Annotated in this window: 14 protein-coding genes; 4 read left to right on the forward strand and 10 right to left on the reverse strand. The window is 45.9% G+C overall.

The features are described from left to right. Positions 1–148: 148 nt before the first annotated feature. The 6 genes from FXV91_RS15410 to FXV91_RS15435 all read right to left on the reverse strand — a co-directional run bounded on the left by FXV91_RS15410 (position 149) and on the right by FXV91_RS15435 (position 7,019). Complete coding sequence (locus tag FXV91_RS15410; RefSeq protein ID WP_229391567.1) at positions 149–1,936, reverse strand: DUF790 family protein; 1,788 nt, start codon at positions 1,934–1,936, stop codon at positions 149–151. Continuing rightward, positions 1,923–3,452 (reverse strand): DEAD/DEAH box helicase family protein, encoded by a 1,530-nt coding sequence (locus FXV91_RS15415; RefSeq protein WP_229391568.1) that lies wholly within the window; start codon positions 3,450–3,452, stop codon positions 1,923–1,925. The genes FXV91_RS15410 and FXV91_RS15415 overlap by 14 nt, the downstream gene beginning before the upstream one ends. A 268-nt stretch (positions 3,453–3,720) precedes the next feature. Continuing rightward, positions 3,721–4,539, reverse strand: coding sequence for an alpha/beta hydrolase (locus FXV91_RS15420; RefSeq protein ID WP_229391569.1), 819 nt, complete (start codon positions 4,537–4,539; stop codon positions 3,721–3,723). Positions 4,540–4,675: 136 nt separating this feature from the next. Further along, positions 4,676–5,497 (reverse strand): CPBP family intramembrane glutamic endopeptidase, encoded by an 822-nt coding sequence (locus FXV91_RS15425; protein WP_229391570.1) that lies wholly within the window; start codon positions 5,495–5,497, stop codon positions 4,676–4,678. A 111-nt stretch (positions 5,498–5,608) separates the two neighbouring features. Beyond that, the gene (locus tag FXV91_RS15430) at positions 5,609–6,289 is read right to left on the reverse strand and encodes a CPBP family intramembrane glutamic endopeptidase (RefSeq protein WP_229391571.1); all 681 of its coding nucleotides are present in this window, start codon (positions 6,287–6,289) and stop codon (positions 5,609–5,611) included. A gap of 172 nt (positions 6,290–6,461) precedes the next feature. Further along, on the reverse strand, positions 6,462–7,019 hold the full coding sequence (locus FXV91_RS15435) for a putative glycolipid-binding domain-containing protein (RefSeq protein ID WP_229391572.1): 558 nt from the start codon (positions 7,017–7,019) through the stop codon (positions 6,462–6,464). A 221-nt stretch (positions 7,020–7,240) separates the two neighbouring features. Here FXV91_RS15435 and FXV91_RS15440 point away from each other — a divergent pair, with 221 nt between their 5' ends. Next, complete coding sequence (locus FXV91_RS15440; RefSeq protein WP_229391573.1) at positions 7,241–8,026, forward strand: alpha/beta hydrolase; 786 nt, start codon at positions 7,241–7,243, stop codon at positions 8,024–8,026. Between the two features lie 123 nt (positions 8,027–8,149). Continuing rightward, complete coding sequence (locus FXV91_RS15445) at positions 8,150–8,332, forward strand: hypothetical protein (protein WP_229391574.1); 183 nt, start codon at positions 8,150–8,152, stop codon at positions 8,330–8,332. A gap of 92 nt (positions 8,333–8,424) precedes the next feature. Here the strand turns inward: FXV91_RS15445 and FXV91_RS15450 are convergent, their stop codons facing one another. After that, positions 8,425–8,982 (reverse strand): methyltransferase domain-containing protein, encoded by a 558-nt coding sequence (locus FXV91_RS15450; protein WP_229391575.1) that lies wholly within the window; start codon positions 8,980–8,982, stop codon positions 8,425–8,427. A 216-nt stretch (positions 8,983–9,198) separates the two neighbouring features. Further along, positions 9,199–10,128, reverse strand: a complete 930-nt coding sequence (locus FXV91_RS15455) for an arginase family protein (protein ID WP_229391576.1) — start codon at positions 10,126–10,128, stop codon at positions 9,199–9,201. Between the two features lie 249 nt (positions 10,129–10,377). Between FXV91_RS15455 and FXV91_RS15460 the strand changes: the two genes are divergently transcribed. Continuing rightward, a complete protein-coding gene (locus FXV91_RS15460; protein WP_229391577.1) occupies positions 10,378–11,985 on the forward strand; it encodes a hypothetical protein in 1,608 nt (535 codons plus the stop codon). Here FXV91_RS15460 and FXV91_RS15465 read toward each other — a convergent pair. After that, positions 11,938–12,756 (reverse strand): IS5 family transposase, encoded by an 819-nt coding sequence (locus FXV91_RS15465; RefSeq protein WP_229391578.1) that lies wholly within the window; start codon positions 12,754–12,756, stop codon positions 11,938–11,940. The genes FXV91_RS15460 and FXV91_RS15465 overlap by 48 nt on opposite strands. Before the next feature lie 275 nt (positions 12,757–13,031). Between FXV91_RS15465 and FXV91_RS19945 the strand changes: the two genes are divergently transcribed. After that, complete coding sequence (locus tag FXV91_RS19945; RefSeq protein ID WP_255680646.1) at positions 13,032–13,160, forward strand: hypothetical protein; 129 nt, start codon at positions 13,032–13,034, stop codon at positions 13,158–13,160. A gap of 6 nt (positions 13,161–13,166) precedes the next feature. Here the strand turns inward: FXV91_RS19945 and FXV91_RS15470 are convergent, their stop codons facing one another. Next, positions 13,167–14,267, reverse strand: coding sequence for a winged helix DNA-binding domain-containing protein (locus FXV91_RS15470; RefSeq protein ID WP_229391579.1), 1,101 nt, complete (start codon positions 14,265–14,267; stop codon positions 13,167–13,169). Positions 14,268–14,393 lie beyond the last annotated feature (126 nt).

Here is a 14,393-nt window from a genome sequence, read left to right on the forward strand (position 1 = left end):
AAACTATGTTCTATTTTTGTTTTGATTTTGTACTTTAAATACTTGATCAACCTCAAATACTTAGCTCAAATATTTAGCCCAAATATTTAGCCATATACATTTTTGTCTATTAAATAACCTCTAGAAACTCACTATTTGCATGGCTCAGTCACTTTTTCGCTTTTTTAACCTTTGCATTCTCTTCACTCAGCCCTGTCCAGATTACTTTATACCCAAGGTATTCGAGCACAGGATAATAGAGGCTGCTGTCAAGCCCGAAACCCTCAAAGACTTTTACCGCATCGGCGTATGTTTCTGCAGCGCCTGGCTTTTCAAGCTCAAGATTTATTCTCTTAAGCAGCTGCCTGTGAATTACGTAGTTTTCAAGAAGCACATAGTCTGCATATTTTCCGGACTCTTCGGGCTCTTTAGGCTCTTTGAATTCTTTTTGCGCCCTCAATTTTTTAGATTCGCGGGCTTCTGCAAGCCTTTCTGTAAGCACTCCTTTTAAAGCTCCGGACATGACTCCTTTCTCGGCTGCAATTTCTGCAAGGCTGATCATTTCCCCGGAAAGAGGGAGCTCCATTTTCTGCAGTTTTGACAGGTCTTCTTCAAACTTTCTTCCCTCATATTTTCTGAGCACCTGCATGACTTCATTTGCCGGAATCTTCCTGTCAAAGAAAATCACATCCTGGGCAGGAAAGTCTTTTTCCGAACACTTGAGTTTCCTGTTAATCAGGAGAATAACTGGTTCCTTTACTTCCTTCAGTTTCTCGATCTTCTTTTTAAGATATTCCGGTGTCCAGAAACCGACAACCTCGACGTACACTTTCATCCCGTCCCTTTGCAGGGAAAAGTCCGGAATAAATGCGTACCTGCCTGCTTTCAGGATCGTTGGTTCTCTTTTTGCTTTCCAGCCTCCTAAACTTAAGCTGGCAAACTGTTGTTCATAAGTGCTGTCATAAGCTGCAATTTCAGCATCTATTTCAGCATCTGCTTCTACTACCTGAGTTCCAGCTTCCTTTCGCTCAACCCCGCTCCCATTCTCAATTCCTGTTCTGTATCCTTCCTGCCCTTCCGCAAGCTGAAACTCGGGAGAAACTCTTTCAGGATATCTGGCTGCTTCCCGTGTGAGTGTGAAAGTTTCTTCCGAGCTGTCAAGGGCAAAATCAAGGATGCGCTTCCCCTGGTAACCTTTATGGAGAATTCCTGCCTTCAGGCTCCAGCCCTTTGATTTCAGGAGGGTGGGGAAGAGTTTTGCAAAAGAATTTCCATATCGTTCCGACATCCTGAAAAGAGATGCTGGCCCGTCAAGGTGAAGGTGAACGCTTTTCAACCTTTCAGTTTCTTCTTTTTCGCCTGCTTTCTCTTCAGCTTCCTCCAGAGAATACATAAGCCCGGATCTGAGAATCTTCCAGAGAACGTTCTGGAAATCGCCTGTTATCCAGATATCCAGATCAACAGCGCGGAAAAGGAGGGTCTGGGTCAGAGAGATATTATATTGCCTGAGAAGCTCTGCAGGGGAAAGGGGGTTGAATTCTTTGAGGATCTGATTTTCCTCAAGGTCTGCCCAGAGAGATTTTTCAAGCTCAGGAATTGAAATCGAGAGTTTTTTTGCGGCTTTTTGAAGCGCCTTTTTTCTTTCAGCAGGGGAAAGCGCCATCCCGGCACAGGCTTCAAAAACCGCTTCCCTGGCTATGGAAGGGTCAACAGCTGAAGATGTTTCAACTACAGCCCGCCTTCCAAGGAGCTGGGAAAGCCCCCGGATGAAGCGGTAATTCATCTCTTCATAACCTTCAAGCTCTGCCAGGAGGTCGCCGTAGGCTTTTCCTGTATGCTGCTCAAAGGTATCTATAAGGAGCCCTGCAAGCTCAAGATTTTCGGAATTAAAGGATGCATATGCCGGTTTGATTTTTCCTCCGGAAATACGGGTTACAAGAAGGTCAGAAGTTAGCATGAGAACCACCTTTCTGTCTTTCAGAGCTTTCTACTCCTGTGCCCTGATTTTCTTTTTCTGCTTTTTCTTTTTCTGCCTTCTGTTTTTCCATCTTCTGTTTTTCGGTCTTCTGTTTTTCGGTCTTTTTCCCGGGATCTTCTACCGAACCTTTTCCAGAAGAGAAAGCCTCTTTTCTTCTCTGTGCAGTTCCTTTTTCTGTGGTCTCCTCAGCAACAATTTCGTAGAGCACGGCTTCCTTTCCTTCTTTTTTCCTGAGGATCCTTCCAAGGCGCTGGATGTATGCCCGTTTGCTGCCTGTCCCGCTTGCTATAATTCCTATATTTGCTTCCGGGACATCAATTCCTTCATCCAGTACCTTTGAGGTAACGACAGCTCTGTAGCTGCCTGTCCTGAACTTTTCAAGAATGGAGTTCCTTTCTTTTGAAGGAGTCCGATATGTAATTGCAGGGATAAAGAATATATTGGAAATCCGGTGTACAAGCCGGTTGTGTTCCGTGAAGATAAACACCCTGTCTTCTCTGTGCTGCTCCAGGATCTCTCTCAGTTTCTCAATTTTGGAATCGCTGTTGAAAGCAAGGTCTCTTGCTGCATTTCTTGCAAGGAGGGCTTTTCGGGCTTCAGGGTCTCTTCCGCTTTTCATGACAAGTTTTTGGAAATCCTGCGGGCCTCTCATGATCATCCCGGTTTTTCTGAGGTAATCAAGGAATACGGAATAGTTCTGATCGTACTCTCTCTGTTCTTCATCCGTGAGAGCCACAGCAACCCGCTTTATCGTATAAGGGGCGAGGTGTCCGCCTGCAAGTTCCGAGACCTTTTTCTCGTAAACCTTTCCCCCTACAAGCCGGTTGAGTTCAGTATGCAAACCATCTTCCCTTTCGTATGTGGCTGTAAGCCCGAGCCTGCAGGGGGCTGCTGAAAACTCGGCAATGCTCCTGTACCCGGCTGCAGGCAGGTGATGAACTTCATCAAAAACAAGAAGGCCGAATCTGTTCCCGAGGGTTTCGGCATGAATATAAGCAGAATCGTAAGTGGAAACCGTTATCGGAAGGACTTTCTTTTCCCCGCCCCCAAGTTTTCCGATTTCCATGGAAAAGGCTTCTTCAAGCTGCTTTTTCCACTGTTCAAGCAGGTCAAGGGTCGGGACAACTATAAGGGCAGGTGTATTGCACCCTGCAATTGCCCTGATTCCAGCAAGGGTCTTTCCGCTTCCTGTTGGCAAGACGAGCACTCCCCTTTTCTCGTTTTCCCCCCAGGCGATGAGAGCTTCTGCCTGGTAGTCTCTCAACTTCAGCTTCTTTCCCGAAGCCTCATAAGCTGCTGCAAGGTCAGGACAGGGAAGAAGGTCAAGGACAGTATCTTCAAAATCGATCCTGGACTCTTTCAGATAGTTAATAATATCTCTATAGTACATTGCAGGAGCCCTGAAACTTCCACTCCTTTCGTCCCATATGGAGTTCGGGACCCTGACATTGCCCTTTATGAGAATAGTTCCCTGCTTGAAGCTGATTTTGATCATTGTTTATTAAGAATCTGGACATTATATATAACAATTCAGTCATCAGCGGGCTCAGATAGATTTTTTGGAAATTACAGTATTTGTGCAGTAGAATTGCGCCAGCCAAATTTTGCTTCGCCCGAATTTTCGTTAACTTCGCATACATCCAGGGCAGCCAGCTCACACCGTCTCCTGACCGCTTCCAGTAGGCGGTGTTGCTCGGCACGAGCTCATGTACGTAGTCAGGCTGCCACAGTACCCTGGATATTGATCAGCTGGACATTTTATCTCACCCCTCCTTCGGCATGGGTGCGTCGAGAAAATCCGTAATCATCGAAAGAAGCCAATCAGAGCGATCCACAAGTGTAACGTGAGTGGTGCCTGGAAGTACTGCAAGCTGGGATCGCGGGAGGCCGACGAGGTCCCCAGCCACTCCGCCGCCTAGCAGTCGGAATATTTCAATTACGTGCTCGGGGCGGACGATGTCGGAATCTCCTATTATAACCAGCGTGGGTGCTTTGATCGCCTGAATATCATCAGGTGTCCAGCCCTTAAACTCCCGCGTAAGTTGCTGCTCTTTGGCGATCAACACATGCCAATGTTCCGGATTCGGTGCGATCCTTGCGTAAGCTTTTTGCCACTCTGACCCGTCAAGATCCTCAGGCTTCATTTTTTCTTCTCCTTCGAGGATTCCAGGGTAGAGCCCTTCATTAGTGTAAGCTAGAGAAGCAACCACAAGTTTGCGTACTATGTCCGGATGCTTAATAGCAATTTGCAGAGCAATGGCGGCTCCCATGCTGTATCCAAAGAAATCGGCTTTTTCTATCTTGAGCTGTCTCAGAAGCTCAATGGCATCCTCAGCCATTTGCTCATAGGTCAACAGGCGGTCGATATCGGCTGTACGGCCGTGTCCCTGCTGTTCCATTGCGATTACCTGCCCTTTCTCTGAGAGGGATGGCAGAAACTTTCCAAAAGAGGTATCGATTGTTGTCAGGGAGCCGTGAAGTAGAACCAGTGGTCTGCCTGTGCCGTGGATTTCATAGTACATCCTGAGTCCGTTCACGGAAGCATAGCCGCTCCTGTAACTTTTATTTCTTTCACTGTGCACTCTTTCCGCCCTGATACCCCCTTTGCTATTCAGGTTCCGTAGAAGTATTCTGCTTTGATTTTTACTCTATATTTTTTATACTCATCCTGTTATAAAATAGCTTCTTATTTTTCCAACAGATGTTAGTATAATGATCTCAGACCGACGGTCGGGCATATCTGAATTGGGCTAATGTGTCTGGCCCCCACAAGAACGCCACAATTACAGCCACAATTGCAAAAACCGAATAGTGAACGTCCGGGTAATCGACCAGCGGGTTATGAGTTTTATCGGCTGGAAACGTAGCCCTGCATACATTGTGTATAGCATGGAAGAGGATGACTGCAAACACGCTCTTTCCTGTATTGTTGTAGAGCCAGACCATCACGACCCGCAAAGCAGTGATGCCGAAAGTAGACCATGCTATCCATTTCAGGCCCCTGCCCTGCACAATCATTGACGGATAATGCCCTATCATTGTCACCAATCCAAGAACAGTGGCGGCTTTTAGCGAGCTCCATCGTTTCTGCATAGGATCGATAGCATATCCCGTCCAGCCTATCTCTTCACCCACGGCAAGGGCAAAAAACAAAACGAACAGGAATGGTATCTTCTGGAATGGAATTTGAGTTTTGGCCGGGAGTGGTCGCCCCAGTATGAGCATTGCACCATAGATTAGCGAAAATAGAAGAAAACTCAACAAAACAGTGGGCACGTACCAGATCTTATTTTTTGGTCTCTTATAATCGAAAACTCTTTTTAGTAACCGCTTTGCGCCGCTCAGACCCTCTTCCCTGCAAACAAGGATCGCGGCTGCTGTCAATGGCATGAACGCGAGCATAAGATCAGTAACAGGAATATTCAGTGGAAGTCCTTCAACTTTGACCACTAAGTTAAGCATCCAGAACGGAGTAGCAAGAGCGAAGGTCAATATAAAGAATTTCAAAGACGACCTTTTAGATAATGTACAGGCTTTCATAGCTTGTTGTCTCCCTGACGGCTAAACTTAATCTTAATTAAATGCGAATTTTCCTTTTGTGCTGCATTCGTTCTCTGTTTTCTTGTCATTCAACCGTTGAGCATAATAGCCTCACGCTCCTGAACGGGCATACCTGAGTGTAGCTAACGTTTTTGGACCCCACAGTAAAGTCACGATCGTAGCGACAATTGCGGTAATTGTTCCGGTAATAACAGGGTCGTAATGTGAACCGTAATCTGGAAAAAGAAACTCGCTGACGTTCATCATGTCGTGGAAGAGGATTGCCGCAAGCACACTTCTTCCAGTATTATTATAGAGCCAGAAAATAATGACTCGAAGTGCTACTGTAGAGATAAATTGTCCTGTGGTCCATGTTAGAGTATGGTGAGTTTGATAATACCATCCCACAAGATGCCATAATCCCCATACCGAACCCATGATAATGCCAGCTCTTAATGCACCCCAACGATATTGCATGGGATCAGCGGCATATCCCATCCAGCCTGCCTCTTCACATACAGCAGGTATTAAGAACAGGATAAAAAATAACGGTATTGCAAGAAACGGAATCTGCGGTTCGGGAAGCGGTCGCCCGATCAGGCGCATTACCCCATAAGAAAGTAGCATAACAGCAGGCATCAGCAAAAAGATCGGCAGATACCAGATCTTTGGCTTTATTCTCCTGTAATCGAGAGCTTTTTTCAATAGCTGTTTTATTCCATCGAATTTTTTTTCTTTATATACCAGGATTGAAGCCGCTATGAGCGGGCAAACGAACATGAACGCACTCACGGGGAGATTTATCGGAAGTGGAAGTCCCTGCTTAGCAATAGCCCCAATTAGCCAGAATGGAATAGAAAGAGCGAAAATCAATAAAAAGAATTTTGAAGGCGACTTTTCTGATAATGTATTTGCGTTCACAATTTAGTCTCCTGGAAAGCTTAATTTTTCCTTTCTGTGACTCTCAGATACGTTTGAACATTTTCGGAAAATCTGTCACCAGTCCTTCATCGTCTACCGTAATATCGGAAACGAAATCAGGCAGTATAATGTCCTCATATCGATATGTTTGCTCATTTACCTTGCTGTAAATTTGCTGCAGCCGGGATAGTGAAAATTTGTTTTCGTCAAAGTAGATAACGTCTACTTTTTGCGTTTTCTCTTCATCGAACTTCAGCCGCTTAATTGGCAGAGTATTTGTAAACGGTGAGATCGAAATGTCCACCAGTTCTACGCCATCAAACTCGGTCAGATGCTTACCCGAGCTGTCATACCACTGGTTACTCTTGCGCACAAGCTTAATAAAACGGTCATCCAGCAGTGATTTAATCGACACCTCTTTAATATCCCAGCCTATCGTCAGCTCCATATCATACTCCATAGCAAATGGGATATTGTGATCAGTTTTACCAACCGCCAGGCCATAGCCATTAATGCCTTTATCGACCGTGTGAGTATGAACAACTGTGCTCGGCCATGACAATGCCTGCCAAACAATCATTCGCTTTTTATCCATTACCATTACTCTATGTTTCGAGGATCAGGTAATGAGTCTTTTCTGCTATATTTTTTCTTTTTAGTCTGTAACCAGTACACTATAAACCTGTGCAGAGCCTGAATCTATTGAATATCCTGCGGTGATACCCATCCAACTATACCAGGTGTAAATTCGTATGCAAAGATACTTTAGTGCAGGGAACGGTTGAATGTATAGTGGTTACTTTTGAGAGGGCAATAATACATATGGACAAAGTAAGGTCTAAAGACGGAACACTTATTGCCTACGAACGGAGTGGGTCAGGGCCTGCTCTGGTTCTGGTACATGGCACAAGCGCGGATCACACACGATGGGCATCTGTCCTTCCCATGCTGGAGCAAAAATTTACCGTTTATGCCCTTGATCGGCGTGGCCGCGGTCAGAGTGGAGATTCGGCAGTCTACTCCCTAGAACGTGAATATGAAGATATTGCCGCGGTAGTAAGTTCTATCCATGAGCCGGTGAATCTGCTGGGTCATTCGTATGGCGCATTGATTTGTCTGGAAGCAGCTCTCCGTGTCACTAATCTCAATAAACTGATACTCTATGAACCACTCTTTCATTTAAATGGGTCCTTATATCCGCCTGGCTTTCGGGCACGAATCCGGTCACTACTTGATTCAGGGGAGAGGGAGGAAGTCGTGGCAGTATTCTTCCGAGAGATTGTTGGTGTATCGGAGGATGAACTCGAAGGATTGCGAAACGAGCCAGCCTGGGCAGGCCGGTTGGCGGCGGTTCATACCATTCCACGGGAATTCGCTGATGATGACTACATACTCGACCCCCAGCGCTTTAAGAACTTAACTGTCCCTACTATTCTCTTGCAGGGTAGCGAAAGTCCTGATTATCTCAAGACAGCAACGGAGGCATTACAGGCAGCATTACCCAATAGCAGGATTGTTGTTATGCCAGGGCAGCAGCACATCGCTATGAGAACAGCACCGGAAATGTTTGTGCGCCTGGTCACTGAATTTTTGATAGGGTCAATCTAAATGGTCAAGAACGATTAGCAGCACGCCTCTTTATTATTCGCGGCGCCCTCATTATGGACCCCTTCCGACCATTGTTGACCGAGGTTGGGAAAATTCACCAGTTGTTATTGGAGCGGTTGCCACATGTCCACGGTTTTATCCTTCCAGGCGCAGTGCACGGGCTGCAGATGCAGAACCTACATGAAATGGCCAAGGCTCTCAAGGACTTCTTCATGCACCACTCCCGACCAGTGCACCACCCCCGACCAGACCTGGCCTTTAACCCATGGAGAGCTTGCCTTTGAGCATGGACTTCGATCTCTATAACTATCAATCAAAATTAATGCCACATGGCGCTCATGACCCTGTGGTAGCGACATCAGACCATACAATCCCATGGATTGCTCCGATGTCGTTCCTTACAGCCTGGCAATAATGATATAATGATACGGCCCGGCCTCCTTTACTGACGCCACATGAAACCCGGCAGACTCAATTAGTTGCCGAGCTTTATCGATGGAGAACCTCTTTCCCGGTGGCGGGCCAAATGACATCGGCTCGGGTTTCCAATCGAGGTCGACTAACAGCCCTGATGGTCGGAGCATCCGTTTGGCATTCCTGATCACCTGTGCCGGGTCAGCAAAATCATGGAGATCTATCCCAAAGAAAACGAGGTCGGCACATCCCTCGCAGGCGATGAATTCCTCCGCAGCCTGCGCTTCAGCTGATAGATGTCCGAATCCCTCTTCTGCTGCCTTTTGCTGGAGTCGTATTATGGAACCTTTATCGATGTCTACTGCGATCACTTTTCCTTCCTTTCCTACTATCCTCGCTGAGGGTATGGCGAAGTACCCGTCGCCGCATCCCACATCCACAAATGTCATACCCGGCTCCAGGCCGATGTCGGTCAAAATCTTTTCCGGGTCCTGCCATTTCCGGCGCTCTGGATCATTTATCGGGAATTGTCTATGTACCATATAATGAACCTCATGCAACTACTGGTCAGGTAAAAAACGTTTCATGCAAATTTATTTTTTATGCATCTCTACTGGCTACCACTGGCTATTGTTCAATCAGAACTATCATTGAGCCAAAATTTGATATTCACTACCCTAGGCCGTCAAGCCTGGGCAGTTGACTGCAACTACTTGTTGAGTAAGGGCACAGGTGAGGATATAACACTCCCTGCCAACTTACGAAAGGCCCGCAATAATGCTCTGCGTAAATTTGCTAGCAATCGAACCATCTGGATCAAGCGTGGGATTGAAAATAGTAATCGTTATACCCTTTGCCTGATCTGATACCATTAGAGCTCTCAACAGATCACTTAACTCATCCCATTGTAAACCACCACCCTGTAAGGGGTAATCTACTGCCGGCATAATCGCATTGTCCAGCACATCAGCATCGAGATGAATCCAGAACCCGTCGAGCTGGCTTTTTTGTAACCTGTCGAGAGATTTTTGAGCAGCTTTGGCGCTTCCCAAGCTACGTATCTGCTCCAGGCTAAAAGCGTTTATCGAAGTCTCTAGAATATCCTGGCTGGCGTATTCCTTCTGTTCTTCAGTATCGCGGTAGCCGAATGCGATGATGTTTTCATCTCGCACGAGCGGCTTAAGCCCGTCTATATTCGTCAGAACGCCTGGGCCTCTACCGGAAACGATAGCCAATTCCATAGAGGCAACCTCACCGTTTGGCTCAGCCTCCGGTTGATAAAAATCGGCGTGACCATCAATAAAAAACAACCCGTATTTGCCTGAATGCCGTAAAGCTAACATACACCCAATCAGAATGCTGCAATCGCCCCCGAGCACAATGGGAAACTGCTCCTTCTTTCGCACGTCGGCAACTTTCTCTGCCAGATGCAAAGAAAATTCTTTGATTGAATACGGATTAAGAAGGAGCGTGGATTTGTCTCTTTCCGGTTTATAAGGTGAAGCATCAACCCGGCCCGCATATTCGGCCTGTAAGCCATGGATCAAACCGGCTTTTTTCAATGCTTCCGGTAAAGTTTCAACTCCTGTAGGTTTAAGCCCTAAAATAGAGGGAGCATCAACTACTGAGAATTGTAACATAGTTTCTACATCCTTGTTATTTGAGTAAGGACTTTCGACATATTTCAAAGATTCAGCGAGCTTGTCGGAGAATTATTTTCCAGCCAGCTTCGGTCAAAAGATATTTTCGTCCTTCGGGGCACAAATATGACGCAGGGTAAGCTGACCCAGTACAAATGAATAAAACCCACAACGATAAAAGAAATACACACGCAATCACATATAACTCATCATGGTGAGTACGGTGAATGGGAAAAGATTACGTAAGGCGGGTGGCGGGTAATGAAGTTCACCCAGTATTCCGATATCTACGTCGCTATGCAGGATGCCGGCGTCAATCGGATCCTTAACCACATTATGGCACAGCGACCCTCACTCTTCAACTACGGGTCAATTCTTCCTGCAACCAATCCCCGGCCTATCTGCAGGGAAATCCATACTGTGCCGCAGGTGGTGCAGGCAAACAATCCTCTTATAAGCAGGACGGATCCATTGTCGATCATCCGGACGCCCATCACGCTAGACTACATCATTCAATTGACCAGAGGGACGATAGACTTTTTCCCGGGAAGCGCTTTCAGTCTCCCGCCGGAACTGGACCCTCCTCTCAAAGAGCAGCAGTTTGCTGTTAACTTTAAGGTATGTACCAGCCTGATCTGCCAGCCCTGGAATAGCATTTTGCCTTTTGCCAGTAGCGGTAAGAAAGAGGAAGGAGATATCGACTGCTTTTGCTTAAACCTTTTTGCGACCGGTGGCTTTGGGATAGCGGGAATTCCAGGAAAGCAGAATATTTCGATGAATATATCCGGCATAGAGATTCCTGAGCTCAATCTGGAAAGTTTGGAGAAGATGATAGGGTGCTATGCTCTCCTTACCCTGAACCAGGGAATTTTCCCCCAGATAATGGATGCGATCTCTGCGCTCGCTTTCAATGCCATTAATCTCCCCAAGAGCATGGGTAGCCTTATCATTTCCGCATCGGCGACAGCTCCCCATAACCCGGCTGTAGAGGATAGCCAGTTAAAGGTTTTTGCCAATCTTGACAGCATTACGTTCAACCTGCTGCCTTCAGAGCCAACTCCCTCCGAGAAAAAATCTGCCGGAGCCGTAACGCGGATCAGTCGGCCGAGGAATAGAAAGGGAACCTTTGACTTTAATGCCGCCGTTTCCGCCGCCGCCTTCGAAAAAATCTTTACCGCTATTGTGAAGGGTTTTCGTTTCTCAAAGTCGGGTACAGATAGCTATGGCCCATTCTCCGTTAACTATGATGTGGTGGCGCACTTCGAAGGCGGTTCCCTCGAGATGCGAGACGACGGCACGATTGTTATCAAAGAACTCGACGTCAAATGGGATGAATTCAAACTCAGTATCGGGATTAATATCCCCAAGCTCTGTGTTGGAGGTGGTGAGGTCTGTTTAATGCCGCCGTATCCTTCCTGCAATGTCCCTGTAGTGGGATGCAGGGATTGCGTGGCGCTCCCATCATACTGCTTTTTCAGCGACAGCCCGGATATTACCGTCCCGATAGACTTAAGCGAATCCATCACATCGGAGGTAACCTTCAACGCACGGGTAGAAGCATTTTACGGAGTATATTCAGGGACACCAAATCGATGGCAGATTGTTGCCATTCCGACCTTACCCTCAGATCTCCACGTCACCGGCATTGCAGACACCGTTGGAGATCTCTTCAAAAACCGCGTGAAGGGTTCGATCGACAACCTTCTTAGCTCTTCAAAGGCGCCCGACTGGGCAATTAACCTTATCTACGAGATTTTGGGAGGGATAGATAACATCATCAGGAACATCCTCAATATCCCGGAAGATATCGGGAAATGGTTCATAGATATGATTCACAAGATCGGGATAACTAAGAACCTATCCGAAAAGTCCTGCTGCTCTGAGTGTTATCCATGCGCATGCTAAATGTAGCATAGCAAGGTAATTCTCAATTTTCTTTTCCCATCTTATAAGCAGTCTTCTGAATCTGTTTATCCAGGAATGTGTCCTTTCGACAACCCACCTCCTTGCCCTAAAACCTGGTATCTCTATTCTTACTTTTTCCTCCCCACGGCTTTTGATATGGGCAGTGTAACCATATTCTTTAACCAGTTCTCTGATATCAGGAAAATCATATCCTTTATCCATACACATATTCTGAATAACATCATCTGGAGAAGTTCTTTCAAAAATAATGGCATCTAAAGTCTCTTTTACAAGCTTTTTATCGTGACGATTTGCTCCATCAACAGTAACCGATAATGGTATACCTTTACCATCTGTTAACAGACTCCTTTTTGTACCTTTTTTGCCACGATCAGTTGGATTCGCTCCGGTCCCAGGTCCACCTAATGGCGCTTTTGTCATAGCACCGTCAATTGCTTGCCATTCCCACTCTAATCCTTTTTTATTATCATACTCAAGAAGACCAGCTTTCCACATAGTCTCAAATAATCCAGCTTTTTGCCATTCCTGAAATCGATCATGGACAGTGCTTGGAGCTCCATAAAATCGTGGCAGAGATTTCCATTGGCAACCAGTACGAAGGAGATAAAAAATACCACTCAGTATTCTCTTATCATCTTTTCGAGGTCTTCCAGCCTTCTTTTTCGGTTTAGAGAGAGGTAATAATGCTTTTATTTTATTCCAAAATTCGTCAGAAATCTCATAGTCTTGTACGTTTTTTCGTCTTACCACTAATCAATATTACCCTAAAATCTAGTTAGTCTACTTTTCGGATAGGCTCTAAATCACTCTTTAATGATCTCCATGACTACCTTACCTTCAAGATACCGACAGCTCTCGAGATCGAGGACCCCTTTCAGGTCCTGAGACCCGACGACCTCATGATTCCGGTGAAGATTCCTATCGAGTTCATCGAGGTCAGTGTGAATTCCCATGAGATAGTGATAAAAGGAGATGTGGGAGATTGATGATGAAATCCATACTGGACTGCACTCTGGCTATTGTTAATGGCCAGTAATAGAGTTTCAGTCCTTGCTGAATATCCCACGGGTTCGAGGGACAGCTTCAGGCAGGTAATTTCCGGAAGCTCTATCGTCCCTTCTTTACAGCGTTTCCCGGTGCGGCAGATTACTTAACAAAGATTATTTAACGAGAACTGCAGGGATTCCCACAAACTTTCCATATCGAATAACCTCTGATCCTAATGCCTCTTGCTCGTCTTCTTTCAATTGCCGAAACGGATTTAGCCTGATTTCAAACGTGCTTTTCTTCAAAGCTTTATTCCAGGTACCCGCTACTTTGCCGTTTAAGATGATGACTGCAGTCAAAGCATTACCCATTGAAATCATTCTCTCAATGTCTCGAGCCTTACTTATATCGCTTCTATCTTTGTAGGCGATCGTGTACTCATCATAAATAGATAGTAAAAATGCGGATGGTGACTTCGGTATTGTCACTTCTTCGTGGGCAGGGAACCAGTACGTTTTGCCATCAAACGTTGCTTGCTTTAATTCTGATTTGATTAAATCGAGGGCGTCTCTCGCGTATTTAACTGTAAGTCCCGACCACCAGGAAAAGTCTTTCAGCTGGGCTGGCCCGTGACCTGTAAAATAATTGAGTGCAAGTTTAGCAAGAGCCTGTTCTCGATCCAACTTTTTTGTTTTTTCCGCACGTTCTTCCAGAAGTGCATAGGTAAATTGTTTCCCACGCCTTGGTCCGCTGCAAATCAATCCGTCCAGCTCTGCCCACATAATGATGTGAGCCAGACGTTGGACATCGGTCTCGATACCTATGCTCGTCAGTACAATCTTAAGCTCTTGCCTGGTGAGATATGTATGACTCTGCAGAGCTCTGGCGATTTCGGCATTGCTTCTGGCAAACAACGCGTCGTCGAGATCGAGTTTCCTATTGTAATGCGCAAGGAGCGCTTTCACTCGCGGTGCCGTCAACTCAAGCATCCAGCGGATATCTTCAGGCACGACAAAATGCCAGGTTGGACGCATCACATGAGTGCGCAGGATCGTACCTTCGTTGAAAGCTTTTTCGATGTCTTCATCGGTTGAATTTTTAACACGAAGCCCGAGCGCCCATTTGGCAGCAGCAAAATTCTGCGCCTGAACTGCACCCAGATGAGAAACCGCATTAGCTGGACTTTTAAACGGAGAATGACTTAAACCGGTATTTTGAAGCCGAAGTCTGGGAATTTCTGAAGCATTCATGTTAGTAATGTAGGACTTACGCATTTGCCTGCTTTGCAGGCAACTTTTTCATTTTCTCAATTTTTAAACTAAAGTATAGATTGGCTTTCTTATAAATTGATTAACAGCGTTTCTAGTAATGTTCCATTTCGTTTCAAACCATGTAATGCC

Source organism: Methanosarcina sp. DH2, assembly GCF_020804225.1.
In the GTDB taxonomy this organism is placed as follows: Archaea; Halobacteriota; Methanosarcinia; order Methanosarcinales; family Methanosarcinaceae; genus Methanosarcina.

What these genes read in the sequence shown, in the direction of transcription:
- FXV91_RS15410 (WP_229391567.1), bottom strand. Translation starts at nt 1,936, where the DNA reads ATGCTAACTTCTGACCTTCTTGTAACCCGTATTTCCGGAGGAAAAATC.
- FXV91_RS15415 (WP_229391568.1), bottom strand. Translation starts at nt 3,452, where the DNA reads ATGATCAAAATCAGCTTCAAGCAGGGAACTATTCTCATAAAGGGCAAT.
- FXV91_RS15425 (WP_229391570.1), bottom strand. Translation starts at nt 5,497, where the DNA reads ATGAAAGCCTGTACATTATCTAAAAGGTCGTCTTTGAAATTCTTTATA.
- FXV91_RS15435 (WP_229391572.1), bottom strand. Translation starts at nt 7,019, where the DNA reads ATGGTAATGGATAAAAAGCGAATGATTGTTTGGCAGGCATTGTCATGG.
- FXV91_RS15440 (WP_229391573.1), top strand. Translation starts at nt 7,241, where the DNA reads ATGGACAAAGTAAGGTCTAAAGACGGAACACTTATTGCCTACGAACGG.
- FXV91_RS15445 (WP_229391574.1), top strand. Translation starts at nt 8,150, where the DNA reads ATGTCCACGGTTTTATCCTTCCAGGCGCAGTGCACGGGCTGCAGATGC.
- FXV91_RS15450 (WP_229391575.1), bottom strand. Translation starts at nt 8,982, where the DNA reads ATGGTACATAGACAATTCCCGATAAATGATCCAGAGCGCCGGAAATGG.
- FXV91_RS15460 (WP_229391577.1), top strand. Translation starts at nt 10,378, where the DNA reads ATGCAGGATGCCGGCGTCAATCGGATCCTTAACCACATTATGGCACAG.
- FXV91_RS19945 (WP_255680646.1), top strand. Translation starts at nt 13,032, where the DNA reads ATGGCCAGTAATAGAGTTTCAGTCCTTGCTGAATATCCCACGGGTTCG.
- FXV91_RS15470 (WP_229391579.1), bottom strand. Translation starts at nt 14,267, where the DNA reads ATGCGTAAGTCCTACATTACTAACATGAATGCTTCAGAAATTCCCAGA.